Raw genomic sequence first — 26,067 nt, forward strand, 5'->3', positions numbered from 1 at the left:
CCTTTCTGGTCAGAACACGGGCAGGGGCAGCTTGGCAAGCGCGTCGGCGCCGCCCACGCGCTCCAGGTACTGCTCCTGGCTGCACTGCACATAGCGTTCGAAGTAGTGGGCCCAGCCGCCTTCTTCCTTGGCGCTGGCTGCGTACTCCTTGAAGTGCTTGACGTCGAAGCCGTACAGCGGCGCGCACGAGCTGGGGTGGGCGCCAAAGGGCAGGTGCACGACGGCGTTGGTCTCCGAGCGCTCCCAGGGCACGTAGCGCGCTTCCTCGCCCTGGGCGAAGTGGCTGCTGTCGACCAGCTCGTCGCAGCTGACGATGGTGTTGCGCGCGGCGCGGGCGAACAGGTCGTCCATGTACAGGTCCGGGCCCTTGACCTGGCAGACGCCGCGCACGTCGGCGCGATCCACGTGCAGGAGCGCCACGTCCAGCGGCAGCGCGGGCATGGCCACCCACTGCTTGTCGTCGTAGGGCGAGTCGATCAGCTTGATGTCCGGGTTGACCTTGGGCACGTCGGTGTTCAGGCCCAGGCGGGTGGGGATGAAGGGCACTTGCATGGCGGCGGCTTTCAGGCCGAGCATGAACATGCCCTCGTCGATCTCCATCACCTCAAGCGCGCCGCTCTGGCGGGCCTTGCGAAAGTACGGCTCCAGCGGAATGAAGTCCAGCGACACGAAGGCGAAGATCAGCTTCTTGACCTTGCCGGCGGCGCACAGCATGCCCACTTCGGCGCCGCCGTAGGCGACGACGGTGAGATCCTTGACGGGGCTGCGCAGCAGCTCGCGCACCAGGGCCATGGGCTTGCGCCGCGGGCCCCAGCCGCCGATGCCGACGGTCATGCCGTCCTTGATTTGGGCTACCGCGTCCGCGGCGCTGATCAGTTTGTTGCTCATGGCGCTCAGGCCTCCTTGTCCAAGAGTTGTTGTTGCGACACGCTGAAGTCGTGCCCCCACAGGCTCACGCGGGTGAATTCGTGGGCGATGTGCTGCGCCCAGTCGATGACTGCGCCGTTGTAGCCAAATTCAATGTCGAAGTTGGACGGCGTGCGCATGTAGAAGGAAATCATCTTGTCGTTGGTGTGCTGGCCCAGCGTGGCCGTCTGCTGCACCTTGTGGGCGTACATGCGGTCGATGGCGCGGCCCACCTCGGGCATGTCCTCGACCTCGACCATCACGTGCACGCAGCCGCTCTCTACGGGGAAGCCCGCGATCGCCAGGCTGTGGTGGCGGCCGTTGTTGCAGTGCAGGAAGTGGATGGGCAGCGACACGCCCTCGGTGCCCGGGGGCTCGAAGTTCATGATGTCGGACAGGCCGAATCCCATCACGTCCTTGAAGAAGGCGGCGGTCTTGGCGAAGTCGGGCGCGGGCAGCACGGTGTGGCCCATGCCGATGGCGCCAGTGACGAAGCGCGAAACCCCGGTCGGCGAGGCGAAGTGCTGGAAGTCGGACTTGAAGCCCCAGCTCACCTCGTGGCGGTTGCCCGAGGGGTCGCAAAAGCTCACCAATTGCTGCACGCAGCGGCGGCGGCAGAAGGCGGCGTCTTCGAACTGGTGCGCCACGCCCGCGTCGCGCAGGCTTTGCACGGCCTGCTCGAATGCCTGCTGGTCCGCCACCTCCCAGCCCGATGCGGTATAGGCGTTGTGCGCGCCGGGCTCGACCGCGAAGCGGAACTGGCGCTCGTCCATGCGCACGTACAGGCCGCCGCCCTCTGCGGGCGCGGTCATCATGCCCAGCACGCCCTCGGCATACTCCTTCCAGCGTGCGATGTCGGTGGTCTGCGCCACCACGTACGCCAGTGCGCGAATGTCCATCATGTGTCGTGTCCTCTCGAAAAGGTGAGCGCCAAGGCGGGGCTGCTCTTGTCTCTTGGATGTGCTGGTGATTCTGGACAGCGCGGCTGTTGCGGGCATCGTCCGTTGAGACTAACGAAAACGCACACTGTCGCGGGTTGGACAGGGCGCAAAAAAGCACCACGCGCCGAGGGGCGGGTGGTGCCAAAAACCGTGGATCCAGTCGCCTGGATCCAGGGCCATGCGTCGGTGGGTGGCTTACAGGCCGGCGCGGCGCGCTGCGTCGGGGCCGAAGTCCTTGGGGCTCAACTTGCCGGTGTTGAGCGTGTAGCCCTGGGGCTGCTCGTTGACCAGGTTGAACGCCAGGTAGGAGCCGGTCTGCAGGTCGTGGTACAGGCCCACGCCGGCCTGCCAGGTATTGGCCTCGTAGGCGTAGAAGTAGTTGACCATGCCGGTGCGCCACAGGCCGCCGCGGGCGTCGTAGTTCTCGCCCATCAGCATCAGGTGGCTGTCTTCGTCGATGTACATCACGCGCTTGCTGTAGAGGTGGCGAAAGCCCTCCTTGAGCGTGCCTTCGAGCACCCAGACACGGTGCAGCTCATAGCGCATGGCGTCGGGGTTGACGTGGTTGGGCGTGAGCAGGTCGGCGTACTTGATGTCGGGCGAGTGCAGGCGGTAGGCGTTGTAGGGCACGTAGACCTCGCGCTTGCCAACGATCTTCCAGTTGTAGCGCTCGCCCGTGCCGTTGAACAGGCGCACCTCGTCGACGGTGATGGAGCCGCCCGAGCCCGGGAAGGACATGTCAAAGCCGTAGCCCGGCGACTGGCGCACGCGGCGCGTGCCGGGGTCGTAGCGCCAGCTCTGGCGCGGCTTGGTCTTGAAATTCCACCACTCCATGCCGGTGTTGATCTCGCCCTTGTCGCGCTCGGGCAGCAGCGTCTCGTTCATGTAGAACGACGACTGGTTGTTGTCCGCCGTGTTCTGCGGCTTGCCCGGCTCCAGGTGCGAGGCGAGGTTGCGCGACTTGACGCGGCCCCAGTTGATCTTGCCGTCGGCCAGCACGTAGGCGTTGTCGGAGATCAGCTCTTCGGTGAACGGGCGGTAGGTGAAGACCGAGGACGTCCACAACAGCTCCAGCCCCGTCTTGGGGAAGGGGAAGGCAAAGCCGCCGGTGGTTGCCAGAATGCCCTCGCCGTCGTCGACCAGCTCGGCCTTGGCGGCGTTTTCCTTGGTGATGGCGCAGACCGAGTCGGGCAGGCGGAAATCGCGCCGGCTCTGGTAGATGGGCATCTTGAAGGTGTCGGGGTACTTCTTGAACAACGCCTTCTCGCCGTCGGACAGGCGAGCGGCGTATTGGTCCATATTGGCCGCGGTGATGGTGAACAGCGGCTTGTCGTCGGGGTAGGGGTTGATCGGGTGGCCGCCCGTGCCCTTGAAGTTCACGTGCGGGGGCGCGCCCAGCCATTTGCCGCTGTAGGCGGCAACGCTGCCGTCGGCGTTGCCCGCCTTCTCGGCGCCCACGCAGGTCAGGTCCTTGCCCAGGCGGGCGATTTCCTCAGCCGTGCCCTTGGCGCTGGCCTGGCCCGCCAGCAGGCAGGCGGCGGCCGCTGCCAGCCACAGGTGGTGGAATTTCTTGCTCATCTTTGCGATCCTGGTTTTCTCTGGAAACGGGGTTTAGAAGGTGTATTTGGCGTTGAACGACACATAGTCGCGGTCGGCCATGGTGCGGCCGGCGGCAATGTCGGCCGAGCCCAGGTAGTTCACCCAGGTCAGGCCCAGCGATAGATTGCCCAGGTATTTCATGGTGGCGCCCAGCGTCAGGCGCTTTTCATCGCGGCCCATGCCGCCGATGGCGCTGCCCTGGATGTTCTGCGTCCAGGTGGCGCTGGTGCTCAAGTCCCAGCCGCTGAAGACGTTGGGGTAGTCGAAGATGGCACCCACGCCCAGCAGGGTGGAGCCGCGGGTCTGGCCGTCGTAGACGTATTTGGAGGAGGTGCTGCTAACGCCGCCGCTGGTGACGGTGAGCGCGTCCACACCAACGATGCGCTGGTGCATGACCTCGCCCATCAGCGTGGTCTGGTGGGCCAGCATGCTCGGGCCCATCATGTACAGCGCATTGACGTTGGCCTGCAGATAGCGGCCGCGGGCCGGCGCGCCGTTGTCCAGGTAGACGGCCGCGCCGTCGCGGTAGCTCAGGTCGCCGCCGAACTGCACCGAGTCACCAATCTTGGTCGACAGGCTGACACCAGTGAGCTTGATGTTGTCGAAGTAGGCCAGCTTGTAGTAAGGGGCGCTTGCGGGCGAGGCCTGGGCGCCGAACTTGGTGAACGACGAGTATTGCGTGTCGCCGGTGAAGTCGAAGAACATCGAGCCCACGCGGTCGTGGTAGCGGTAGTGAAACAGCCCCAGCTCGGTGGCGTCGGTGGCCTGCCAGCGCAGGCCCAGGCCCCATTGGCCGGAGTTCTTGGGCTTGATCTCGCCGGCGAAGTTGGCAATGGCGCCGCTGTGATCGGGCAGGCTGTTGATGGCGCCAGGAGCGAAACGCATGAACTGCGCGCCCGGGCCAAACGAGTCGCTGCCAAAGAAGTCGCCCACCGGGTTCAGGCGCGTCTCCTCCCAGTGGAACTGGTAGAAGCCGGTGGCCGTCAGGTCGTCGGTCAGCGTCAGGTCGGCCGAGATTTGCGGCACGGGCAGATAGCCTTCCTTGGCCTCGGTGCCGGGCACGTTGAACTTGGTCGCATCCAGCGGCACCTGGCCCTGGCTGATGTTGGCCCAGAACATGCTCTCGCCCCAGGCCACCACGTGCTGGCCGAGCTTGACCGACAGGTACTGGTCGTTGCCCACGGTCCAGCTGCCGAAACCGTAGAAGTCGAGCAGGCGCGCGTCCTGGCCGCTGCGCTTGCGCGTGGTCGAGACGAATTCGTTGTGCGGCCCGATCTTGTTGACCGTGGACGGCGAGTTGTTGGCGTTGATGCCGCGGTAGACGGTGTCGTAAAAACCCGTGGCGCGGGCGAGAAAGCCGACGTTGTCGTGCTTGAGCTTGATCTCGCCGAGCACGCTGGTGCGGTTGTTGACCAGGTCGCCGCGCTTGAAGTTGCGCGTGCCGTCGTCATAGTCGGGCGCGGCCAGGTAGACCGACGAGGGCGCCATGGTGCGCATCGAGCCGGTGTAGGACAGGGTCAGCGAATAGTCCAGCGTGGTGTCGTCCGACAGGTAGACCGTGGGCGCGGCCTGGGCGGCGGCGCCCAGCGTCAGCAGCGCCAGCGTGGCGGCGCGCGCCACCAGCGTACGCGCGGGAGCCTTGCCCCGGCGAGCGGGGGACGAAAAATCCATGGGGAATCTCCTTGGGGGTTTTGAATGAGGGTTGAGGTGCATCAAATCCATGCGGCGCCAGACGATGCCAGCACCCAGGGGGTGGCTGCATACCGCGTTCGGACTACTGAAAAACCCCGCTGAGGGTTGTCCCTGGGGGGCGCGGCGCGCTACTCCTTTTGGACGATGCCGGGGGGCAGGTGTCTTGAATAATGGCCGCGTACCTCCCCATTCCCCTGACCTGCGCCTGCCATGACCACCGCCCCAGAAACCCTGTCCCGCACCGATGCCTTCGTCGCCAAGATGGCGCATGCGCTGATCAATCTGCGCAAGCCCCTGGGCATCTTCTTCCTGCTGCTGACGCTGTTGCTAGGGGCGGCGGCGGTCAACACTCGGCTCGACCCGGGGTTCAACAAGCTCATTCCACTCAAGCACAACTACATGAGCGCGTTCCTGGAGCATTCGGGCAGCTTCTCGGGAGCCAACCGGGTGATGGTGAGCGTGCAGTGGAAGGGCGAGGGCGACATCTACAACCCCGAGTTCCTGGCGGTGCTGCGCAAGGTCAACGACGAGGTGTTCTTCATCCCCGGCGTCAACCGCGGCAGCGTGCGCTCGATCTTCTCGCCCAGCGTGCGCTACATCGAGGTGACCGAGCAGGGCTTTACCGGCGACGTGGTGATTCCCGCGCGCTTCAACGCCGACGCCGAGAGCATTGCGCAGGTGCGCGCCAACGTGGCCCGCTCGGGGGTGGTGGGGCAGCTGGTGGCCAACGACCTGAAGTCGGCCATGGTCCAGGCCGACCTGCTGGAGATCAACCCCGAGAACGGCGAGCACCTGGACTACGCCAAGGTGGCCGGCCAGCTCGAACGCATCCGCAGCGAGTTCGCCGGCAAGGACATCGACCTGCAGATCGTCGGTTTCTCCAAGGTGATGGGCGACGTGATGGACGGCCTGACCACGGTGGCGCTGTTCTTTCTGATGGCCTTCGTCATCACCTTTGCGCTGCTGTGGTGGTATTCGCACTCGCTCAAGCTCACCGTGCTGGCCATCGTCGTCGCCATGCTGCCGGTGATCTGGCTGCTGGGAATTTTGTCGCTGCTGGGGCGCGGCATCGACCCGATGTCGGTGCTCGTGCCCTTTCTGATTTTCTCGATCGGCGTGTCGCACGCGGTGCAGATGACCAACGCCTGGAAGCAGAACGTCATGGCCGGCGAGAGTGCGCGCCTGGCGGCGGAGAACTCGTTTCGCAAGCTGGCTATCCCCGGCATCATGGCTCTGCTGGCCAACGCGCTGGGCTTCATGGTGATCATGGTGATCGACATCCCGATCGTGCACGAGCTGGGCCTGACCGCCTGCCTGGGCGTGGCGCTGATGATCATGACCAACAAGATGTTCATGCCCATCATCCTGTCGCACCTGCGCCTGGAGTTCTCGGCGAAAAAAGCGCCTGACGGCGTTGCCAAGCACCACCCGCTGTGGTGGCGCGTCTCGGCGCTGGCGCTGCCCAAGCCGGCGCTGGCCACGTTTGCCGTCATGCTGGTGCTGCTGGCCGGCGCCACCTATTACTCGCGCCTCTTGCAGACGGGCGACATCGGCAGCGGCGTGCCCGAGCTGCGCGCCGACTCGCGCTACAACCAGGACAACGACAAGATCATCGCCAACTACTCCATCGGCATGGACGTGCTGTCGGTCTATGTTGAGACCAAGGATCTGCAGGAGGCTTGCCTGAACTGGGAGGTGATGAACGCGGTCGAGCGCTTCGACCAGCACATGCGCGGCGTGGCCGGCGTGCGCTCGGTCAGCTCGATCGCGGGGCTGACCAAGCTCTATGCGTCAAGCAACAACGAGGCCAACCCGCGCTGGGCCGCGCTGCAGCGCAGCGAGGGCGGCCTGCGCACCGGCGCGCGCGCGTCCAATCCGGAGAACGGCCTGAACACCGACGGCTGCAAGGTCCTGCACATCGCCATCTACCTGGCGGATCACGAGGGCAGCACGCTCAAGAACGTGGTCGACGAGGTGCAGCACTTCATCGACGCCAACCCGCTGCCCCATGCGGTGTTCCGCCTGGGCGGGGGCAACGCCGGCGTGGCCGCGGCCACCAACGAGGCGGTGGAGAAGGCCGAGGTGCAGATGCTGCTGTCCATCTTTGCCTCCATCTCGCTCTTGTGCTGGCTCACCTTCCGCAGCTGGCGCGCCGTGCTGTGCGTGATCGTGCCGCTGGTGCTGGTGACCATCATGTGCAACGCGCTGATGGCGCTGCTGGGCATTGGCCTGAAGGTTGCCACGCTGCCGGTGATCGCCCTGGGCGTGGGCGTGGGCGTGGACTACGGCATCTACATCTTCGAGTCGATGCAGCACGAGATCCACAACCGCGGCCTGAGTCTGCGCGAGGCCTTCTACGAGGCCATGCGCCAGCGCGGCACGGCCGCCGTGTTCACCGCCGTGACCATGGCCGTGGGCATTGGCACCTGGGTGTTCTCGGCGCTCAAGTTCCAGGCCGACATGGGCGTGCTGCTGGCCTTCATGTTCCTGGTCAACGTGCTGGGCGCCATCTTCCTGCTGCCGGCGCTGGCCTGCTGGCTGGGCGTGGAAGACGAGCAGCAGCGCCACTACCGCGGCGGTGCGCACGGCGACGCGACGGGCGGCACGCGCACGGGCGATCACCCGGGGGCGCATAGCCCGACGTAACAGCCAAGACAGCGGCGTGATTGCTGCTTGATTGCGGGACGCCCTGGGCGTCCCGTTTTTGTTGAACTCAGGAAGACTGCATGGACATGCACGCCATCACGGCCCACGTCGCCATCCCCCAGCTGCTGTACCGCTATGGCGAGGCCATCGACCAGGGGCGGCTCACGCAGGCGGCGGCGCTGTTCGAGCATGCGCGCATCCTGACCGGCGCGCCCCAGCCCCTGGACGCGCAGCAGCTGCTGGCGCTGTGGCGCAAGCTGCTCATCCTCTACCCCTGCGGCACGCCGCGTACGCGCCACCTGATCACCAACCCCATCGTCGAAGTGGCGCCGGACGGCCGCACGGCGAGCGCGCGCTCGTGCTACACGGTGCTGCAGGCAGTCGACGGCTTTGCGCTGCAGGTCATCGCCAGCGGTCGCTACCTCGACCGCTTTGAATGCGTGGACGGCGCCTGGCGCTTTGCCGAGCGCGACTACCGGCAGATGGATTTCGTCGGCGACATGAGTCGCCACGTGCAGTGGCCACAGCGCGGCGAAGCTTCATAGCGCGCCTGGGCAGAAGCGGGGGGTGTTGTGGGAGTGGCGCCTTTGTGGGAGCGGCGCCCTCGCCGCGATGAGTGCCGGCGAGACGCCGGCACTCCGGCACCATGCAAAACGCCCCGGGGTTGCCAGGGCGTTATGTGAGAGCAAGTGGCTATTTCAAGCCGTCGCGGTGGCCGCCAGCGGGTAGTCGGTGTAGCCGGCTGCGCCCGCGGTGTACAGCGTGCGCCGGTCGAAACGCGCCAGCGGCAGGCCTGCGCGCAGGCGCTGCACCAGGTCGGGGTTGGCGATGAAGTGGCGCGCAAACGAGATGGCCTCGCCCTCGCCGGCCTGCAGCGCTGCCTCGGCGCTGGCGCCGTCAAAGCCGTCGTTGAGGATCAGCGGGCCGCCGAAGTTGGCGCGCGCCAGCGCGAAGGCGTCGATGTCGTCGACCGAGGCGCGCATCACGTGCAGATAGGCAAGGCCCAGCGGGCGCGCCTGGCGCATCAGCTCGGCGTGGGTGGCGGCCGAGTCTTCGTCGGCCGTGTCGTTGTAGGTGTTGCCCGGGTTCAGGCGCAGGCCCACGCGGCCGGCGCCGATGGCGTCGGCCATGGCGGCCAGGCACTCGAAGGCAAAGCGCGCGCGCGCGGTGGCGTTGCCGCCGTAGGCGTCCTGGCGCGCGTTGGTGTGCGAGCTCAAAAATTGCATGCTCAGGTAGCCGCTGGTGCCGTGCAGCTCCACGCCGTCAAAGCCCGCGTCACGCGCACGCAGCGCGGCCGCTCGGTGCTCGGCAATCGCCTCTTTCACCTGCTCGGTGGTGAGTGCCTGCGGGTGGTCGAAGGGCTGCATGCCGGCCGCGTCGGTCCAGATCTCGCCGCGCGCCTGCAGCGCCGACGGCGCCACCGTGGGTACGCCGGCCGGCTTGATGTGCGCGCTGCCAACGCGCCCGCCGTGCATGATTTGCAGCACGATGCGCCCGCCGCGCTGGTGCACCGCGTCGGTGACGCGGCGCCAGCCGGCGACGTGGGCCGGAGTCTCGATGCCGGGCTGGCGGCAGTAGGCCTGGCCGGCCACCTCGGGCCAGGTGCCCTCGGCGACGATCAGGCCGGCGTCGGCGCGCGCGCCGTAGTGCTCGGCCATCAGCGCGTTGGGCGTGCCGTCGGCCTCGGCGCGGTTGCGCGTCATCGGCGCCATCACGATGCGGTTGGCCAGTTGCAGGTCGCCGAGCTGGGTGGGGGTGAACAAAAGCGGTGTCATGGGCGGGCGAAACAGTTCAAGGGCTGCGCAGCGTCAGCGCACGCGGATGCGCGGCGCCGGCGTGCCGCGGCGGATGGTTTTGAGGAATTGCTCCAGCGGGGCGGGGGCGGCCACTTCGGGCAGGCTGTCCTTGTCCGGGCGCTGGGCCCAGAACTCGCGCCACGAGGGAAACAGGTCGTGGAACGTGCCCCAGTAGGGCTCGCGGCCGGGCCAGCGCATCTTCATGTCGCCAATCGGCGGCTTGTTCAGGTCGGTGGCGTACCAGTAGCAGGGCAGGCGGCGGCGGAAGTACCACTGGCCGTCGATGCGCTCGTAGTCGTCCCAGTACAGCATCTGCATGATGACCCACTCGGGGCCGCATTCATGCTCGTTCTTGGAATAGACCACGCCGGTGGCGTGATCGGCATCGACGAACTCGATGATGTGCTGGCCCAGGTGGTGCGAGGTGCCGGTGAACTGGTCGCGCAGCGTGCTGTCCTGCCAGGCCTTGAAGTGCGCGCGGCCGACCTTCTCCTTGCCGACGCGGATGTCGGGCGCGAACAGGTTGACGTGGGCGTCCATGTCGCGCATGTCCAGCGACAGCGAGTATTTGCCGGCCAGCTGGCGGATGGCGTCGAGCGACTCCAGGCGGTCGATGCGCTCTTCCAGCGTGGCGGGCCAGGTGTTTGTGGTCATGGCTGATCCGGGTCTTACAAGGCGGTGACGAGCACGGCGGAGCGCCCGCCGTCGACGGGAAGCGACGCGCCGGTGATGTAGCCGGCCTCGTCGCTGGCCAGGAAGACGATGGCGTGCGCCAGGTCGTCAGGCTGGCCCACGCGGCCCATCGGGATGAGTTTTTCGGTGGCCTTGCGGCTCTCGTCGGTGGCCAGCATGCCGGCGGTGGCGGGCGTCTCGACCACGGCCGGGATCACCACGTTGACGCGCACGCCGTGCGGCGCGCCCTCGGCCGCGGCCGCGCGCGAGAAGTTGTCCACCGCCGCCTTGGCCGCGCTGTAGCCCGCCATCCAGGGCGTGCCCAGTTGTCCGCAGATCGACGAGACATTGACGATGGAGCCGCCCTTGTCCTTCATCAGCTTGAGCGCGGTGCGCGTGCCCCAGAAGCTGCCGTCGACCGTGGTCTTGAAGTTGGCGTGCCAATCCTCGGTGCTCATCGCCTCGATGGCGCCCCAGGTGTAGGCCATGGCGTTGTTGACCAGGACGTCGAGCCGGCCGTGGCGCTGTGCGGCGGCCTCGATGGCGCCGACGTACTGCGCCTCGACGCCCACGTCGGCCACGACGGCCTCGGCCTTGCCGCCCGCGGCGCGGATCTGCGCCACGACCGCGTCCAGCGGCTCCTGGCGGCGCCCGCAGATGACGACGGTGGCGCCTTCGAGCGCCATGCGCTGCGCGGTGGCCGCGCCAATGCCGCTGCTGGCGCCCGAGATGAAGGCGACCTTGCCTTGCAGTCGATTACCCATGTTTTTCTCCTTTGTGCTCACAAGAAGGCGCTGCCGCCGTTGACGGCCACGCTCTGGCCGGTGACGAAGCCGCTGTCGTCGCTGGCCAGGAACACCGCCACCTTGGCGATGTCCTCGGGCTCGGCCATGCGGCCCATGGGCACGCCGGCAATGATGGCGTCGGCCCATTCCTGGGGGATGCCCTGCATCATCGGCGTGTTGGTCGGGCCGGGCACCAGGGTGTTGACGCGGATGCCGCTCTTGGCCAGCTCCTTGGCCATCACGCGCGTCAGGCCCTGGATGGCGGCCTTGGAGGTGACGTAGTGCGCCGGGCCGTCGCCGCTCACCGCCGAGGTGCTGCCGACGTTGACCACCGCGCCGCCGCCGTTCTTGAGCATGGCGCGCACCGCCGCGCGGGCGCAGTAGAAGGCGCCGTTGAGGTTGACGCCGATCACGCGGGCCCAGGCCTCGTCACTCATCTCGGTAAAGCTGTCCATGCCGCCGGTGCCGGCGTTGTTGACCAGCACGTCCACGCGGCCGAGCTTTGCGACCACCTCGTCGACCATGGTGTTGACCGCGGCCGAATCGGCCACGTTGAGCGCCAGCGCCAGGTGCTTGCCCGCCAGGCCGGCCAGCGTCTGCTGCGCGGCCTCCAGGTTCAGGTCCAGCGCCACGACGGTGGCGCCCTCGGCGGCGAAACGCTGCGCGATCGCGCGGCCCATGCCCTGGCCGGCACCGGTCACCAGCGCCACTTTGTCCTTGAGTTTCATTGTTTGCTCCGATGTTGATCCTGGGGCTTGTGCCCGAGTCGGCTCAAGCGTAAGGACGGCAGGCCGGCGTGCCATCGTCCGATGGGACTACTAGGAGCCCCGGGCCTGCGGCAGCCAGGGAATGCCGTTGATGTGGCTGCCGCCGTCGACGAACAAGGTGTTGCCGGTGAGGTAGCGGCAGTCGTCGCTGGCGAGAAACAGCGCCACGCTGCCGATGTCGTCCTCCGGGTCGCCCATGCGGCCCATGGGGTTGAACTTGAGCAGCTCGGCGGCGTTGGCCGGATTGGCGGCGGCGAATTTTTGGTATGCCTCGGTGGCTGCGCCCGGGCAGATGGCGTTGCAGCAAATGCCGTCGGCCGCCCATTCGCGCGCGGCGGTGCGGGTGAGCGTGCGCAGCGCCTCCTTGGCCATGTTGTAGTCGCCGGTATAGGGGTGGGCGTTGACGCCGTTGAGCGAGCACATGTTGATGATGCGGCCCCAGCCGCGCTCGCGCATGCCCGGCTGCACCGCCTGCATGGCCCACAGCGCGGCCTTGGGCGCCATGGCCATGGCCCAGTCCACGTCGGCGTCTGCAAGCTGCTGCACCGCGCTGTAGCCGCGCTGGCCGGGGCGGCGGCCCCAGGCGTTGTTGACCAGAATGTCCACCCGCCCGAAATGCGCCATGGCCTGCTGCACCGTGGCCAGCACCTGGGCATGCTCGGTGACGTCGCAGGCGCCGGCCTGCGCGGCAATGCCGTGTTCGCTGCGCAGCTGCTGCGCCGTGCGTTCGGCGGCCGCGCCGTCAATGTCGCACAGCCACAGGCTGGCGCCCTCGCGCGCGAAGCGGCGGGCCACCCCGGCGCCAATGCCGGCCGCGGCGCCGGTGATCAGGGCCACCTTGTCTTTGAGTCGCATGGGTTTCCTTGTGCGTGGTTGCAGCGCGGGCGCCGATGCGCCGATGCGCCGGCGGGTCGGGTCAGGCGCCGGCCTGGGGGCTGGCCGCGTGGCCGGTGACCTCGGCCAGGATGGTCGAGCGCGTGGCGACGATCTTCCACTGCCCCTGGATGCGCCGGTAGGCGTCCTCGTACATCACGCCCAGGCGGCGCGTGGCGCCGGTGTGGGCGTCCAGGTTGAAGTAGGCCAGCGACCAGCGGCCCCGGGCGTTGTCGGCGTCGATCAGTTCGATCTCGGGGTTGGCGCCGTGGTGGCTGTCGCGCACCTGGGGCTGGCAGGCCAGGCGCTGGTACAGGTCGACAAAGCTGTCGCGGTCGGCAAAGCGGCCCAGCGGCCCGTAGTCGATGTCGATCGCGCCGGTGGCAAAGCAGTCGCGGATGGTCTCGACCTCTTTCAGGTCGCAGGCGTTGAGGTAGCGGTGCTTGAGCTGGCGGATGGCTTCGACGGCTTCCAGCCGGGCCAGGCGTTCTTCGATGGTCATGGGCCGGGGTCTCCAGAGGGGTCATTCCATTTCCATATCAACCGATTACTTTGTCGGCTTCGCTTGTCGTGCTACAGCACTGTCTGCGCTTCACCTTCGCGTACTCGATCGATATAGAAATGGAATCAGCTGACGCGGGCGGGGTGGTAGGGGCGGGGCGCGCCCAGGAATTCGCGCCAGCTCGGCGGGCTGCGGTCGCCCTCGTCGCGCAGGCCGTATTGCTGCGCCAGCTCGGCGACGATCAGGGTCTGGCCGCTGCGCCCGGCCAGTTGTGCGTCGCGCCACAGCGCTGCAATGGTGCGGCCGACGAACTGCGGGCTTTCGCTGCGCGCCATGAAGTCGCCATAGGCGTCGCTGCGCTGGCGCGCGGCGATCTCGGTGCGCTCGGTGCGCTGCACGCCCAGCCACAGCGACAGCGCGGCCACGCCCGTGCCTTCGAAGTCGACGGCCATATCAAAGGCCATCTTGTCGCAACCGGCCTTTTGCGCGCCGTAGGCCGGGCCGTGCATGTAGCAGCCGGCGCCAAAGCTGGAGGTGAAGACGAGCAGCGCGCCGCCGTCTCGCCCCGCGGCCAGCAGCAGCGGCGCGGCGTGGTGGCTGGCGACATAGTGCGAGCGCAGGCCGACGTCGAGCATGCGCGCCTGGGTCAGCGGCTTTTCCCAGAACGGGCCGGGCGCGATCAGGCTGTCGTCGATGGCCAGCGCGTTGTTGACCAGGATGTCGATGCGGCCCTGCTCCTGCCCGATGCGCTTGAACAGCGCGGCCACCTGCGCGTCGTCGGCGTGGTCGCAGGCGACGGCAATGCCGCGCCCGCCGGCGGCGGTGACGGCCGCCGCGCTGCTGTGGATGGTGCCGTGCAGCGGCTCGCCGGCGAGCTGCTGCTCGCCCTCGCGCGTGCTGCGCCCGGTGACGTAGACGGTCATGCCGGCGGCGCCCAGCGCCTGGGCAATGCCCTGGCCAACGCCGCGGCTGGCGCCGGTGACGACGGCCACGCCGCCGGTGGGGGAAGAAGTCATGGGGCGAGAGTCCTTCGGTGTCGGTGGCGCGGTGCGGATCAGGCGGTGCAGTGGGCCGCGGCCAGCTTTTGCAGCTGGCGCTTGTCGACCTTGTTGGATGCGTTCATCGGGAACGCATCGAGCTGCAGCACGTGGCGCGGCACCTTGTAGTTGGCCATGTGGGTGCGCGACCAGGCGATCAGGTCGGCCGCGGGCAGGCTCTTGCCGCCGCGCGTGATGACGCAGGCGCAGCCCACCTCGCCCATGCGCTCGTCGGGCACGCCGACGACGGCCACCTGGGCGATGTCGGGGTGGTCGGCCAGCAGGCGTTCGATCTCGGCCGGGTAGCAGTTGAAGCCGCCGACGATGAACATGTCCTTGAGCCGGTCGGTGATGCGCAGGTAGCCGCGCTCGTCGAGCACGCCGACGTCGCCGGTGTGCAGCCAGCCGTCGGCGTCGATGGTCTTGCGCGTGGCCTCTTCGTCCTGGAAGTAGCCCTGCATCACGTGGTAGCCGCGCAGCAGCACCTCGCCGGGCTGGCCGGTGGGCACGTCGCGTCCGTCTTCGTCTGCGCAGCGCACCTCGGTGCCGGGCAGGGCGCGCCCGCAGGTGCTGGCCACGGTCTCGGCGCTGTCGCTGGGGTCGCACAGCGTGGCGCAGCCGCCGCACTCGGTCAGGCCGTAGGCGGTGGTCACGTTGGCAATGCCCAGCTCGTCGCGCATGCGCCGGATCAGCACCGGCGGCACGCTGGCGGCGCCGGTGACCGACGAGCGCAGCGACGACAGATCGAAGTCCGCCAGGCGTGGGTGCGCCAGCATGGTCAAAAACAGCGTGGGCGGGCCGGGCAGAAAGCTGATGCGTTCGCGCGCGATGCGCGAGAGCACCGCCTCGGCGTCGAACACCTGCTCGGGGTAGACCGTGGCGCCGCGCACGAAGGCCGCGACCCAGCCGGCCTTGTAGCCAAAGGTGTGGAAGAACGGGTTGACGATCAGGTAGTGGTCATCCGCGCCCAGGCCGACCACGCGCGACCATTCGTCGAACGCGCGGATGGTGGGGCCGTGCGCCGCCATCACGCCCTTGGGGCGGCCGGTGGTGCCCGAGGTGAACATCAGGTCGGCGGTGCTGTCCGCGGTCAGCGCGGCCACGCGCGCGTCGACCCGGGCCGGGTCCACGCCGTCTGCGCGCGCCAGGAACTGCTGCCAGCCCAGGTCGCCCGGCTGGCTGATGCCCGCGCGCGTGTCGCCGCGCAGCACGACGACGTGGGCCAGCGTCCCGGGGCGGCAGTCCTGCAGGAGCGCCGGGTAGTACTGGTTCAGGAAGTCGCCGATGCACAACAGTACGCGTGCGCCGCTGCGCTCGAGGATGTCGGCCGCCTCCACGCCTTTCATGCGAGTGTTGAGCGGCACGAGCACCGCGCCCGCGGCATGTACGCCGCAGGCGGCGACTATCCATTCATGGATGTTGGGCGCCCACAGCGCCACGCGGTCGCCGGCCTGCACGTCCAGCGCCATCAGGCTGCGCGCCACGTCGCGGCTGGCCTGGTGCAGCTGGGCGTAGGTGAGGGTGGTGTCGCCGTCGACGATGGCGGCCCTGTCGCCGTGCTGCTGCGCCGAGCGGGCGATCAGCTGCGGCAGCGTGGCCGGCAGGTGCGGGGGATGGGGGTAGCGAGGGGTCTCAGCAGACATGGGAAGGGTCACTCCGGAAACTGAATGCGCAGCTTTTTGCTGGTGGGCAGGGCCTGGCAGGCCAGCGTCCAGGCCTTGGCCAGGTCTTTCTTGTCCAGCACCTCGTTGTGGCGCAGGTGGACGCTGCCCTCCTTGACCTGGCACATGCACGAGGCGCACAGGCCGGCCTGGCAGGAATGGGGCGCGTTGATGCCTTCGCGCAGCGCCGCGGCCAGCACGGTCTCGGTGCCGGCGCAGCGCAGGTGGTAGGTCTGGCCGTCCAGCAGCAGCTCGATCTCGGCCTCGTCCACCGCGTCTGGCACCGGCGCGGCGGCGAGGGCGGGCGTGCTGCCGTCGTCCTCTTCGGGCAGCGAGGCGAAGCGCTCGACGTGGATGTGCTCCTGCGGCATCTCCAGCGCCTGCAGCGCGCTTACCGCCGCGTCCATGAACGGGCCGGGCCCGCAGATGAAGGCCTGCGCCGCCTGGCGGTGGCGCGCCAGCTCGGCCAGCTGCGCCACCGACGGCACGCCCTGCACCGAGTCGAGCCAGTGGATGACCTGCAAGCGCGTGGGGTAGGCCGCGGCCAGCGCGTTGAGCTCTTCGCGGAAGATGACCGAGCGCTCGTCGCGGTTGGCGTACAGCAGCGTGATGCGCCCCTCGCCGTGGTGCAGCGCGGTGCGCAGGATGGAGTAGACCGGGGTGATGCCGCTGCCGCCGGCCAGCAGCAGGAAGTCGCCCTCGAGGCGCCGCGGCGTGAACACGCCGGCGGGCGCCATGACCTCGATGCTGTCGCCCACGCGCAGCTGGTCGCAGACCCAGTTGGAGCCGCGCCCGCCCTGCACGCGCTTGACCGTGACGCGCGGCGACTCGTCGATGCTGGGCGCGCTGGACATCGAGTAGCAGCGCGGCAGCCAGCGCCCGTCCATGGGCAGGCGCAGCGTGAGGAACTGCCCCGGCTTGTAGGCAAAGGCGCCGGCCAGTTCGGGCGGCACGGCAAACACCAGGGACTTGCTGTCGGAGGTTTCCTCGACGATCGCCTGGATCGTCAGGCTGTGGTAGCGCGGTGCGGAGGTAGCCATGCTCACAGCCCCATGCCGAGGATGGCGCTGTCGGCGCGGATCTCGGCTCCGTTGATCGCGCTGGACGCGTCGCTTGCGAGGAACACCATCACCTGCGCGATCTTGTCGGGCATGGTGGCGCGGCCCTTGGGGTTGGCCTTGGGGTCGAACAGCAGGTACTTGGCCGGCACGCCCGGGGCGCTGGCCTGCATCATCGGGGTGTAGATGCCGTCCGGGTGCACCGAGTTGGCGCGAATGGCCAGGCCGTTGGCGCGGCAGTACAGCGCCGTGGCGCGCGTGATGGCGCCGACGGCGGCCTTGGAGGCGCTGTAGGCCAGGTAGTTCTCGACCGGCAGCCACGACGACACCGAGGCCATGTTGACGATGCTGCCGCCGCGCTCCTTCATGGCCGCGACGGCCTGCTGGCAGCCCAGGAAGACCGAGCTGGCGTTGACCTGCATGAGCTGCTGGAACTGCGCCAGCGTGGCGGTCTCGACGTTGCCCGGGATCAGGATGCCGGCGTTGTTGACCAATATGTCCAGCCCGCCAAAGCGCTGTTGCGCGGCGGCAATGGCGGCCTGCCAGTCGGCCTCCTGCGTCACGTCGTGGCGCACGAAGGCGGCGTTGTCGCCGCACTCGGCCGCCAGCGCCTGGCCCGCGGCTTCGTTCACGTCGCTGATGATCACGCGCGCGCCCTCGCGCAGCAGCAGGAGCACCACCTCGCGGCCCACGCCGCTGGCCCCGCCGGTGACGAGGGCAACCTTGTTTTCTACTTGTCCCATGGCATGACCTTTTTGCAATTGTCTTGATCGCTGTTGGCGCTGATTGAGGATGGGTCAGAGCCCGTTTTTTCTCCTTCCCCCTCTGGGGAAAGGCAGGGATGGGGCCGGGAGCGCCGGCATCTTGCCGGCATTCCAATGCAAGCGCCGCTGGCCCCCACCCCAACCCTCCCCCAGAGGGGGAGGGAGTGAATGCCGGCGCTGCAGTGGGCCTGCATACGCTAGGCCAACGCCGCGGCGCGCCCGGCGCGGCGGCCCGAGAAGACGCAGTCGGCCAGCGACAGCCCGCTGATGTAGCGCGACGACGCCAGGCCAATGGCCGTGCGCCCGGCGGCGTACAGGCCGGGAATGGGCTGGCCCGCACTGCCCAGTACCTGGCCGCTGGCCTCGTCGACGCGCAGCCCGCCCAGGCTGAGCGTGGCCAGCGGAAACAGCGGGTTGCCGATGGAAATGTCCATGGCCAGCAGCGGCCCGGCCAGCGCGTGGCGCATGTCGGCGGACTTGCCGAAGGCGTCGTCGCCCGCACCCTGCGCGGCAGCGTTGGCGGCGGCAATGCTGGCTTCGAGCCGCGCCGGGTCGGCGCCAATGCGTGCGGCCAGTGCGGCGGCGTCGGGCGCCTTGACCGCCTTGAGCCACATCATGGCCAGCGCCGGCAGCGACTGGAAGGCCCACAGACCGCCGAACAGGCACTGGCGTGTGGCGCGCCGGCGCAGGCCGGCGTCCAGGATCAGCCAGGCCTTGCCGCCCTGGTGCTCGACCAGCTCGTGGCCCAGCGTGGCGCCGTAGACCTGCTCGTTGCAAAAGCGCTCGCCGGCACGGTTGACCACGACGCCCTGCGGCCAGACCGCGGGCGGCGTGATGAAGCGCCAGCAGGAGATGTTGTCCAGACCGCTGCTGGCAGCGCCCACGCTCTGGCCCAGGCGCAGGCCGCTGCCGTCGCAGCCGGCGTCGCCGATGGGCCAGCCGCGGCGCGTGTGCGGCGCGTGCTGGGCGATCAGCTCGGGGTTGAAGATGTAGCCACCGGTGCTGAGCACGACGCCGCGGCGCGCCTGCACCAGCAGCGGCTGGGCCGCTTCGCGCTCCAGGCGCGCGGCCTCGCGCAGGCAGGCCTTGGCCTTGGCAGCGCGGAACGTGCGGTGGCGGCGGTATTGCGCATGCAGCTGCGCATGGCGGCGGGTGCGCGGGTCGCCGGGCGGCATCTGCCAGACCTCGACGCCGACCACCCGCGCGGGCTGGCCGTCCTCGCCGGCCTCGCACACCAGGCGGCGCACGCTGGCCTGCAGCAGCGTCTGCGCGCCGGCGCCGGTCGTGGCCACCTGCAGCGCCGCGTACAGCGTGGCGCCGGACTGGCCCTTGGCGACGACGCGGTGGCCGCGCGGCGCGCTCTTGTGGCCGGGCGGCAGATGGGTGGCGTAGGCGGGGACGATCTCGTTGCCCGAGTAGTAGAGGAACTTGCCGTCGGGCGGGTACGAGGTCTTGTGGTCGGGCATGGCGGCGCCAAAGCGCACGCCGTGGCCCTCCAGCCATTGCTGGTTGGCGACGCTGTCCTGGCAGAAGCGCTGCAGCGTCGCGTCGCTGACCGCGTCGCCCACCTCGTGGCGCAGGTAGCCGTGCATCGCCTCGGGCGAGTCGCTGAAGCCCGCTTCGCGCTGCTGCGCCGTACCGCCGCCGGCGTAGACCACGCCGCCCGACAGCGCACTGGCGCCGCCGCCCTCGAAACGGTCGATCACCAGCACGCTGGCGCCGTCCTGGCGCGCCTGCAGCGCGGCGCAGGCACCGGCCGCCCCCCAGCCGACGACAACCACGTCGGCGCTGGCATGCCAGTCCAGGCGACTGCCGGGCGCGACGCACAGCGGCGCCGTGGTGGGAGTGACGGTGCTGCGCGTGCCGCTGCCTGTGTTCATGCGGTTTGCTCCAGCAGGTCGGTGCGCTCAAGCGCAATCGGCTTGCCGGTGATGTGGGCGATGGCTCGGAAGGCGAACGTCATTGCCGGGCCCAGCGTGGAGCCGGCGCCGGGGTAGGACGGGCCCATGACCGAGGCGCTGTTGTTGCCCACGCAGTACAGGCCTTCGATCGCCTCGCCATCTTCGCGCAGCACGCGCGCGTCGCGGTCGGTCAGCAGGCCGCCCTTGGTGCCGATGTCGCCGGGGTTGAGCTTCATGGCGTAGAACGGCCCCTTCTCGATGGGCGCCAGGTTGGGGTTGGGCTTGACGTTGACGTCGCCGTAGTAGCGGTCGAACACGTTGTCGCCGCGGCCGAAATCCAGATCCTTGCCGGTCTTGGCAAATTCGGTCATGCGTTTTGCGCTGGCCGCCAGCCCCTGCGGGTCGACGCCGATTTGCTGCGCCAGCTCCTCCAGCGTCTCGCCCTTCCAGTACACCGTGCCCAGCCAGCTCTTGCGCAGCCGGCTGTCGGGCACGGCCATGGCGGGCATGATGGGGCCGATGGGGTAGTTGGCGCGGAAGGTGGCGTCGAAGACGATCCATGCGGGAATGGCGCAGCCCGTCTTGTCGTTGTTGGCGAACATGGCCTGCTGGAACTCGGGGTAGGGCCCCGATTCGTTCAGAAAGCGCTCGCCGCGGCCGTTGACCACCATGCAGCCGGGCATGGAGCGCTCGACGAACATGGCGCGGTTTTTCTCTTCCTTGGGCACGAAGATGGTCGGCGCGCCCCAGGTGTGCTCCATCAGGCGCAGCGCGCCGCCCAGCGCCGCGCCGGCGCGGATGGCGTCGCCGGTGTTGGCCTCGGGGGGCGTGGCGGTCCATCCCTGGTCGGTGGGCTTGGGCAGGTATTGTTCGCGCATCTGCTGGTTGCGCTCGAAGCCGCCCGCGGCCAGCACCACGGCGCGCCGCGCGGTCACGGCCACGTCCTGGCCGCCCCGCTGCACCACGACGCCGGTCACGCGGCCGTCTTTTTCGGTCAGCGACTGCAGCGGGGATTCCAGCCACAGCGTGATGCCGCGCTTGCGCAGCGCGGTGAACAGGCCGCCCAGCAGCGCCTGGCCGCCGGTCAGGCGGCGGTCGCGTTTGGTTTTATTGCGCCAGGGGTAGTCCAGGTAGTAGCGCGCCATCATCCACAGCAGCACGAACTTGGCCTTGCGCTCGCGCGCCAGCATGGTGCGCGCCTCGAAAGCGTTGATGTGCATGCGCCCCAGCACCAGCTGGCCCGGGCTGGTGGGGCGCAGCAGCTCCAGATCCTGCACGCCCAGTTTGGCGGCGTTGAAGTCCATCGGATCCATGGTGCGCCCGCCGGGCATGGCGCCGTCCAGCGTGGGGTAGTAGTCGGCGTAGGAGGGCACGCAGCGGTAGGGCACGCCGATCTCGGCCAGGTAGCGCGCCATCTGGCGCGCGGTTTCGACGTAGGCCAGGATGCGGTCGTCGCTGGACAGGCCGCGCGCGCAGGTTCGGACGTAGTGAAACGCCGCTTCGATGCTGTCGCGCAGCCCGGCCTTGGGCATGTCGTGGTTGTCCGGAATCCAGATGCCGCCGCCGCTGATCGCGGAGGTGCCGCCCAGCAGCGCGGTTTTCTCGACCACCAGGGGTTTGAGCCCCTGGTCGGCTGCGCGGATGGCGGCCAGCAGCGCACCGGCGCCCGAGCCGACGACGACGACGTCAAATTCGTTCTGTTCCACCTTGTTTCCTCGTTATCTATGTTGTGTGAGCGGGTGCTTGAAACTGACGCGCTTCAGGCCAGCAGCAGCCGTGCAAGGGCCGCCCCGCCGCACCGGCTGCGTTCCCTCTCCCGGCGCGCGCAGCGCCTCAGGAGGGCTATCAGATGTACGGGTCAGCGTTGGGCAGGCCCAGCATCACCGCGCCGTGGGCGCGCACGTAGGCGTCGGTGTTGTTGGCGATGTGGCCGCGGCCGGTGGCGATGTCGCGCAGCACGCGCTCGATCGGGTTGGACTTGAAGGTGCCCGAGGCGGCGCAGGCGCGCATCAGCTCGTTGACGCAGTCAAACGTGAGCTTGGGCACGCTTGCGGCCTGGGCACGCTGCATCAGGCGCTCTTCGACCGGCATCGCGTCGCCCGTCTTGGCGCAGTGCACGATGCGCGCGTAGTTGCGGTACAGCACCAGCTTGAGCTGGTCGCTGGTCATCATGGCCTCGGTCACCGCCTGCTGGGCGTTGGTGTCCTGTGCCATCTTGATGCCGTGCTTGCCGATGTGCGCGATCGAGCGCTGGCGAAAGCTCTCGATGGCGCCGTCGAGCGCGCCGATGCAGGCCGACGACACCGCGCGCTGGAACACCTGGGTGAACGGGATGCGGTAGAGCCAGCCGGGGTTGGTGGCGCGGCCGGGGCAGCCAGCGTCGCTGTGGTCGTTGGTGCGCTGGGTGCGGTGCTCGGGGACGAACACGTCCTCGACCACGATGTCGTGGCTGCCGGTGCCGCGCAGGCCCAGCACGTCCCAGTTTTCCTCGATGCGGTAGTCCGACTTGGGCAGCAGGAAGGTGGTGTGCTCCAGCGCGCCCGAGCCGTCCTTCTTGGGCAGCAGGCCGCCCAGGAACAGCCAGTCGCAGTGCTCCGAGCCGGTGGAAAAGCCCCAGCGGCCGCTGAAGCGGTAGCCGCCCTCTACGGGCTTGGCCTGGCCGGTGGGCATGTAGGTGGAGGCGATGCGCACGCTGGTGTCCTGGGCCCACACGTCCTGCTGGGCCTGCTCGGGAAACAGCGCCAGCTGCCAGGGGTGAACGCCCAGCACGCCATACATCCAGGCGGTGGACATGCAGCCCTCGGCCAGCGTCATCTGGATGGTGTAGAAGACGCGCGGGTCGAGCTCGTAGCCGCCAAAGCGCTTGGCCTGCAGCACGCGGTACAGGCCGGCGTCGGCCAGGGCGGCGATGGTCTCGGGCAGCACGCGGCCGTCGCGGTCGGCCGCGTGGGCGCGCTCGGCCAGCATCGGCACGAGGGCGCGCGCGCGCTCGATCAGCATCTGTGCGTCGGGGGTCAGGTAATCGTCTTGGGTGGTGGTCATGCGGTGTCTCCGGAGGGGAAATGTCCATGGCGGGGGGCGGCCGCCATGGGGTTTGGACATATCGTCCGTGCTGGCCTGGTTTCGTTCATCGTCCGGACGGACTAACGGCTGGCGATGGGCGAAAAAACCTTGGCGGCGCACGCTTGCGCCCCGGCTTGTCCAGATAGTCCAAGTGAGGGATTCGGCGGGCGCCGCTGCGGTGCATGCTGTGCCTGGATCGGTTCAGGAGAGCACGGGATATGGAACACCAGCAACACTTTGACCCCAGGGATTTCCGCCAGGCGCTTGGCATGTTCGCCACTGGCGTCACCATCGTCACCACGCGAGGGGCCGATGGTGCGCCGGTGGGCGTGACGGCCAACAGCTTCAATTCGGTGTCGATCGACCCGCCGCTGGTGCTGTGGAGCCTGGCCAAGAACGCGCGCAGCCTGGACGCATTCAGCGGCAGCGACCACTGGAACGTGCACATCCTGGCGCACGAGCAGGAGGCTCTTTCCAACCTGTTCGCCCGAGCCGGCGAGGACAAGTTCGGCCAGCAGCAGCTGGAGCAGGGCGTGAGCGACGCGCCGCTGCTGCCCGGCTGCAGCGCGCGCTTTCAGTGCAAGACCATGTTCCAGTACGACGGGGGCGACCACACCATCTTCGTCGGCCAGGTGCTGTCCTACGACCGCACCCAGCGCCCGCCGCTGCTGTACGCCATGGGCCAGTACGCGCTGGCCTCGCGCAAGGCGCAGGCGGTGGCCACCGAGGCGCAGGCCGACACCTCGGCCAGCCTGTACTCCGAGAACCTGCTGGGCTATCTGCTCGGGCGCGCGCACTACCAGTTCCTGGCCGGCATCCGTCCGCTGCTCAACGAGCGCAGCCTGACCGACGCCGACTTCTTCGTGCTGTCGCTGCTCAGCGTGCAGGAGCCGCTGCCCGCGGCCGAGATTGCGCGCCACATCGCCTACACCGGCATCGACGTGGGCAGCGTGCTGCTGCAGCAGCTGTGCGACCGCGCGCTGCTGCGCAAGACCGACGCCCCGGCCTATGCGCTGACCGACGCCGGGCGCGACGCCATCCTTCACGTGGTGGCCGCGGCCAAGGCCGAGGAAGCCGACGTGCTCGAACGCATGGGCGAGAGCGAGGCGGCGCTGCTGCGCAACCTGCTCAAGCAGTTCGTGCGCGCCACCGACCCGGGCCTGCCCACGCTGTGGACCGCAGCCGCCGCCCAGTGAATGTTTTACGACCCCAGACAAGGAAACCCATGACGACGACCAGTCCCATTCCGCGCGGCAAGTTTGCCGACATCGCCCCGGTCGCGGGCAGCGCGCAGACCATCCACTACCACGAGCAGGGCGAGGGCGAGGTCGTCATCTTTCTGCACGGCGCGGGCGGCGGCGCCAGCGGCTACAGCAACTTCAAGGGCAACTACCCGGTATTCGCGCAGGCGGGCTACCGCTGCATCGTGCCCGACCTGCTGGGCTACGGCCTGTCGAGCAAGCCCGACATCGAGCAGTACGACCTGGACTTCTTCGTCGCCGGCGTCAAGGGCCTGGTCGACGCGCTGGGCCTGAAGAACGTCACGCTGCTGGGCAACTCGCTGGGCGGGGCGGTGGCGCTGGGCTACGCGCTGGCCTACCCGGATGAGGTCAAGCGCCTGATCCTGATGGCGCCGGGCGGCGTGGAAGACCTGGACACCTATCTGGCCATGCCCGGCATTGCCAACATGTTCAAGATCTACCAGTCGGGCAAGACCGGCGCCGAGGCCATGCGCGCGGTCATGACCATGCAGCTGTTCGACCCCAGCCTGCTCTCCGACGACATCATCAACGAGCGCGCGCCGATCGCCGAGACTCAGACGCAGGCGGCACGCTCCATCCTGAAAGTGCCCAACATGACCGAGCGCCTGCACGAGCTCAAGTGCCCGGTGTTCGGCTTCTGGGGCGTGAACGACCAGTTCAACCCCGCCAGCGGCACGATGAAGCTGATGGACAACTGCCCGCAGGCGCGCATGGTGCTGGTCAACCAGTGCGGCCACTGGGTGCAGGTCGAGCACCAGGCGATGTTCAACCGCTCGTGCATCGACTTTCTGAAGAATGGCTGACATGGACACCAACCTGACGGAGCGGCTGGGCGACGCCCTGTACGACGCGTTGCGCCAGCGGCGCACGCTGGCGCCGCTGAGCGACACGCATGAGTTGACGGTGGAAGATGCCTACCGCATCTCGCTGCGCTTTCTGGCGCGCCGCCAGCAGGACGGCGAGCGCGTGGTGGGCAAGAAGATCGGCGTGACCAGCCAGGCGGTGATGGACATGCTGGGCGTGCACCAGCCCGACTTCGGTTTTCTGACCGACGTGATGCACTACGAGGACGGCGCAACCGTGTCGCTGCGCAAGGCCGGGCTGATCCAGCCGCGCGCCGAGGGCGAGATCGCCTTCATGCTGAAAAGCGACCTGAAGGGCCCGGGCGTGACGCGCCAAGACGTCATGGCCGCGACCGAATGGGTCGCGCCGTGCTTCGAGATCGTCGACTCGCGCATCCAGGACTGGAAGATCAAGATCGAAGACACCGTGGCCGACAACGCGTCCTGCGGCATCTTCGTCGTCGGCCGCCAGCACACCGACCCGCGCAGCCTGGATCTGGCCGCCGCCGCGATGCAGATGACCAGGAACGGCCAGAGCGCCGGCAGTGGCCTGGGCAGCGCGGTGCAGGGCCACCCGGCCGAGGCAGTCGCCTGGCTGGCCAACACGCTGGGCGCGTTCGGCATCCCGTTCAAGGCCGGCGAGCTGATCCTGTCGGGATCGCTCGCGCCGCTGGTGCCCGCGCAGGCGGGCGACTATTTCCACATGGCGATCGAGGGGCTGGGTGAATGCTCCATCACCTTCGCCGACTGACAATTGAAAGGACATTCATGACCCGCAAAATCAAATGCGCCCTGATCGGCCCGGGCAACATTGGCACCGACCTGCTGGCCAAGCTGCACAGGAGCGCCGTGCTCGAGCCCGTGTGGATGGTGGGCATCGACCCCGAATCCGACGGCCTCAAGCGCGCCCGCGAGATGGGCATCAAGACCACCCATGAAGGCGTGGACGGCCTGGTGCCGCACATGAAAGCCGACGGCGTGCAAATCGTCTTCGACGCCACCAGCGCCTACGTGCACGCCGAGAACTCGCGCAAAGTCACCGAGCAGGGCGCGATGATGATCGACCTGACCCCCGCGGCCATCGGCCCCTACTGCGTGCCCCCGGTGAACCTGCCCGAGCACGTGGGAAAGCGCGAGATGAACGTCAACATGGTCACCTGCGGCGGCCAGGCCACCATCCCCATGGTGGCGGCCGTCTCGCGCGTGCAGGCCGTGCCCTACGCGGAAATCGTCGCCACGGTATCGAGCCGCTCCGCCGGCCCCGGCACCAGGAAGAACATCGACGAATTCACCCGCACCA

At 68.5% G+C, this 26,067-nt stretch carries 23 protein-coding genes; 6 read left to right on the forward strand and 17 right to left on the reverse strand.

Translation table 11 applies throughout. From position 1 onward, the window contains the following. Nucleotides 1-9: 9 nt before the first annotated feature. From ABD767_RS14130 to ABD767_RS14145, 4 genes are all read right to left on the reverse strand, one after another. Nucleotides 10-888, reverse strand: coding sequence for a CoA-transferase (locus ABD767_RS14130; RefSeq protein WP_103044870.1), 879 nt, complete (start codon nt 886-888; stop codon nt 10-12). A 5-nt stretch (nt 889-893) separates the two neighbouring features. Then, a complete protein-coding gene (locus ABD767_RS14135) occupies nt 894-1,808 on the reverse strand; it encodes a VOC family protein (protein WP_103044871.1) in 915 nt (304 codons plus the stop codon). A 234-nt stretch (nt 1,809-2,042) separates the two neighbouring features. Further along, the gene (locus tag ABD767_RS14140; protein WP_103044872.1) at nt 2,043-3,425 is read right to left on the reverse strand and encodes a DUF1329 domain-containing protein; all 1,383 of its coding nucleotides are present in this window, start codon (nt 3,423-3,425) and stop codon (nt 2,043-2,045) included. A gap of 33 nt (nt 3,426-3,458) precedes the next feature. Then, a complete protein-coding gene (locus tag ABD767_RS14145; protein ID WP_103044873.1) occupies nt 3,459-5,117 on the reverse strand; it encodes a DUF1302 family protein in 1,659 nt (552 codons plus the stop codon). A gap of 231 nt (nt 5,118-5,348) precedes the next feature. On the opposite strand from ABD767_RS14145, the gene ABD767_RS14150 reads away from it, so the two are divergent. Together ABD767_RS14150 and ABD767_RS14155 are read left to right on the forward strand one after the other, a co-directional pair. Continuing rightward, nucleotides 5,349-7,784, forward strand: coding sequence for an efflux RND transporter permease subunit (locus ABD767_RS14150; protein WP_103044874.1), 2,436 nt, complete (start codon nt 5,349-5,351; stop codon nt 7,782-7,784). Between the two features lie 80 nt (nt 7,785-7,864). Then, entirely contained in the window at nt 7,865-8,329 is a 465-nt protein-coding gene (locus tag ABD767_RS14155; RefSeq protein WP_344869835.1) for a nuclear transport factor 2 family protein, read from the forward strand. A 153-nt stretch (nt 8,330-8,482) separates the two neighbouring features. On the opposite strand, the gene ABD767_RS14160 is transcribed toward ABD767_RS14155, so the two are convergent. From ABD767_RS14160 to ABD767_RS14220, 13 genes are all read right to left on the reverse strand, one after another. Further along, on the reverse strand, nt 8,483-9,559 hold the full coding sequence (locus tag ABD767_RS14160) for an oxidoreductase (RefSeq protein ID WP_103044875.1): 1,077 nt from the start codon (nt 9,557-9,559) through the stop codon (nt 8,483-8,485). A 33-nt stretch (nt 9,560-9,592) separates the two neighbouring features. Beyond that, nucleotides 9,593-10,234 (reverse strand): nuclear transport factor 2 family protein, encoded by a 642-nt coding sequence (locus ABD767_RS14165; protein WP_103044876.1) that lies wholly within the window; start codon nt 10,232-10,234, stop codon nt 9,593-9,595. A gap of 14 nt (nt 10,235-10,248) precedes the next feature. Continuing rightward, nucleotides 10,249-11,016 carry a glucose 1-dehydrogenase gene (locus ABD767_RS14170; protein WP_103044877.1) on the reverse strand — a complete coding sequence of 256 codons (768 nt, stop codon included), beginning with the start codon at nt 11,014-11,016 and terminating at the stop codon, nt 10,249-10,251. Nucleotides 11,017-11,033: 17 nt separating this feature from the next. Then, a complete protein-coding gene (locus ABD767_RS14175) occupies nt 11,034-11,765 on the reverse strand; it encodes a glucose 1-dehydrogenase (protein WP_103044878.1) in 732 nt (243 codons plus the stop codon). Between the two features lie 90 nt (nt 11,766-11,855). Further along, the gene (locus ABD767_RS14180) at nt 11,856-12,659 is read right to left on the reverse strand and encodes an SDR family oxidoreductase (protein WP_103044879.1); all 804 of its coding nucleotides are present in this window, start codon (nt 12,657-12,659) and stop codon (nt 11,856-11,858) included. Nucleotides 12,660-12,720: 61 nt separating this feature from the next. Next, nucleotides 12,721-13,179 carry a nuclear transport factor 2 family protein gene (locus ABD767_RS14185; RefSeq protein ID WP_103044880.1) on the reverse strand — a complete coding sequence of 153 codons (459 nt, stop codon included), beginning with the start codon at nt 13,177-13,179 and terminating at the stop codon, nt 12,721-12,723. A gap of 125 nt (nt 13,180-13,304) precedes the next feature. Continuing rightward, nucleotides 13,305-14,195 (reverse strand): SDR family NAD(P)-dependent oxidoreductase, encoded by an 891-nt coding sequence (locus ABD767_RS14190; protein ID WP_103046162.1) that lies wholly within the window; start codon nt 14,193-14,195, stop codon nt 13,305-13,307. A 38-nt stretch (nt 14,196-14,233) separates the two neighbouring features. Continuing rightward, on the reverse strand, nt 14,234-15,859 hold the full coding sequence (locus tag ABD767_RS14195; RefSeq protein ID WP_103046161.1) for a FadD3 family acyl-CoA ligase: 1,626 nt from the start codon (nt 15,857-15,859) through the stop codon (nt 14,234-14,236). An 8-nt stretch (nt 15,860-15,867) separates the two neighbouring features. Continuing rightward, nucleotides 15,868-16,917 (reverse strand): 2Fe-2S iron-sulfur cluster-binding protein, encoded by a 1,050-nt coding sequence (locus ABD767_RS14200; RefSeq protein WP_103046160.1) that lies wholly within the window; start codon nt 16,915-16,917, stop codon nt 15,868-15,870. A 2-nt stretch (nt 16,918-16,919) separates the two neighbouring features. Next, nucleotides 16,920-17,678: an SDR family oxidoreductase gene (locus ABD767_RS14205; RefSeq protein ID WP_103046159.1), complete on the reverse strand. Its 759-nt coding sequence runs from the start codon at nt 17,676-17,678 to the stop codon at nt 16,920-16,922. Between the two features lie 218 nt (nt 17,679-17,896). Next, complete coding sequence (locus tag ABD767_RS14210) at nt 17,897-19,579, reverse strand: FAD-binding protein (protein WP_103046158.1); 1,683 nt, start codon at nt 19,577-19,579, stop codon at nt 17,897-17,899. Next, nucleotides 19,576-21,306: an FAD-binding protein gene (locus ABD767_RS14215; protein ID WP_103046157.1), complete on the reverse strand. Its 1,731-nt coding sequence runs from the start codon at nt 21,304-21,306 to the stop codon at nt 19,576-19,578. Before ABD767_RS14215 ends, ABD767_RS14210 begins: the two co-directional genes overlap by 4 nt. 139 nt (nt 21,307-21,445) lie before the next feature. Then, nucleotides 21,446-22,642, reverse strand: a complete 1,197-nt coding sequence (locus tag ABD767_RS14220; protein ID WP_103046156.1) for an acyl-CoA dehydrogenase family protein — start codon at nt 22,640-22,642, stop codon at nt 21,446-21,448. 239 nt (nt 22,643-22,881) lie between these two features. Between ABD767_RS14220 and ABD767_RS14225 the strand changes: the two genes are divergently transcribed. The 4 genes from ABD767_RS14225 to ABD767_RS14240 form a co-directional block, all read left to right on the forward strand. Then, a complete protein-coding gene (locus ABD767_RS14225; protein ID WP_103046155.1) occupies nt 22,882-23,859 on the forward strand; it encodes a flavin reductase in 978 nt (325 codons plus the stop codon). Nucleotides 23,860-23,888: 29 nt separating this feature from the next. Continuing rightward, the gene (locus ABD767_RS14230; RefSeq protein WP_103046154.1) at nt 23,889-24,728 is read left to right on the forward strand and encodes an alpha/beta fold hydrolase; all 840 of its coding nucleotides are present in this window, start codon (nt 23,889-23,891) and stop codon (nt 24,726-24,728) included. A gap of 1 nt (nt 24,729) precedes the next feature. Further along, complete coding sequence (locus ABD767_RS14235; RefSeq protein ID WP_103046153.1) at nt 24,730-25,518, forward strand: fumarylacetoacetate hydrolase family protein; 789 nt, start codon at nt 24,730-24,732, stop codon at nt 25,516-25,518. Between the two features lie 17 nt (nt 25,519-25,535). Continuing rightward, the coding region (locus ABD767_RS14240; protein ID WP_344869836.1) for an acetylating acetaldehyde dehydrogenase at nt 25,536-26,067 on the forward strand (532 nt) is incomplete at its 3' end.

This window comes from Comamonas faecalis (genome assembly GCF_039538025.1).
GTDB classification, from domain to species: Bacteria; Pseudomonadota; Gammaproteobacteria; order Burkholderiales; family Burkholderiaceae_C; genus Comamonas_C; species Comamonas_C faecalis.

Bases quoted from the DNA above. Each gene is read 5' to 3' on its own strand.
- ABD767_RS14225 (WP_103046155.1), top strand. From the start codon at position 22,882: ATGGAACACCAGCAACACTTTGACCCCAGGGATTTCCGCCAGGCGCTT.
- ABD767_RS14140 (WP_103044872.1), bottom strand. From the start codon at position 3,425: ATGAGCAAGAAATTCCACCACCTGTGGCTGGCAGCGGCCGCCGCCTGC.
- ABD767_RS14205 (WP_103046159.1), bottom strand. From the start codon at position 17,678: ATGGGACAAGTAGAAAACAAGGTTGCCCTCGTCACCGGCGGGGCCAGC.
- ABD767_RS14230 (WP_103046154.1), top strand. From the start codon at position 23,889: ATGACGACGACCAGTCCCATTCCGCGCGGCAAGTTTGCCGACATCGCC.
- ABD767_RS14175 (WP_103044878.1), bottom strand. From the start codon at position 11,765: ATGAAACTCAAGGACAAAGTGGCGCTGGTGACCGGTGCCGGCCAGGGC.
- ABD767_RS14195 (WP_103046161.1), bottom strand. From the start codon at position 15,859: ATGTCTGCTGAGACCCCTCGCTACCCCCATCCCCCGCACCTGCCGGCC.
- ABD767_RS14130 (WP_103044870.1), bottom strand. From the start codon at position 888: ATGAGCAACAAACTGATCAGCGCCGCGGACGCGGTAGCCCAAATCAAG.
- ABD767_RS14135 (WP_103044871.1), bottom strand. From the start codon at position 1,808: ATGATGGACATTCGCGCACTGGCGTACGTGGTGGCGCAGACCACCGAC.
- ABD767_RS14165 (WP_103044876.1), bottom strand. From the start codon at position 10,234: ATGACCACAAACACCTGGCCCGCCACGCTGGAAGAGCGCATCGACCGC.
- ABD767_RS14220 (WP_103046156.1), bottom strand. From the start codon at position 22,642: ATGACCACCACCCAAGACGATTACCTGACCCCCGACGCACAGATGCTG.
- ABD767_RS14185 (WP_103044880.1), bottom strand. From the start codon at position 13,179: ATGACCATCGAAGAACGCCTGGCCCGGCTGGAAGCCGTCGAAGCCATC.
- ABD767_RS14235 (WP_103046153.1), top strand. From the start codon at position 24,730: ATGGACACCAACCTGACGGAGCGGCTGGGCGACGCCCTGTACGACGCG.
- ABD767_RS14170 (WP_103044877.1), bottom strand. From the start codon at position 11,016: ATGGGTAATCGACTGCAAGGCAAGGTCGCCTTCATCTCGGGCGCCAGC.
- ABD767_RS14160 (WP_103044875.1), bottom strand. From the start codon at position 9,559: ATGACACCGCTTTTGTTCACCCCCACCCAGCTCGGCGACCTGCAACTG.
- ABD767_RS14200 (WP_103046160.1), bottom strand. From the start codon at position 16,917: ATGGCTACCTCCGCACCGCGCTACCACAGCCTGACGATCCAGGCGATC.
- ABD767_RS14210 (WP_103046158.1), bottom strand. From the start codon at position 19,579: ATGAACACAGGCAGCGGCACGCGCAGCACCGTCACTCCCACCACGGCG.
- ABD767_RS14155 (WP_344869835.1), top strand. From the start codon at position 7,865: ATGGACATGCACGCCATCACGGCCCACGTCGCCATCCCCCAGCTGCTG.
- ABD767_RS14150 (WP_103044874.1), top strand. From the start codon at position 5,349: ATGACCACCGCCCCAGAAACCCTGTCCCGCACCGATGCCTTCGTCGCC.
- ABD767_RS14180 (WP_103044879.1), bottom strand. From the start codon at position 12,659: ATGCGACTCAAAGACAAGGTGGCCCTGATCACCGGCGCCGCGGCCGGC.
- ABD767_RS14190 (WP_103046162.1), bottom strand. From the start codon at position 14,195: ATGACTTCTTCCCCCACCGGCGGCGTGGCCGTCGTCACCGGCGCCAGC.
- ABD767_RS14145 (WP_103044873.1), bottom strand. From the start codon at position 5,117: ATGGATTTTTCGTCCCCCGCTCGCCGGGGCAAGGCTCCCGCGCGTACG.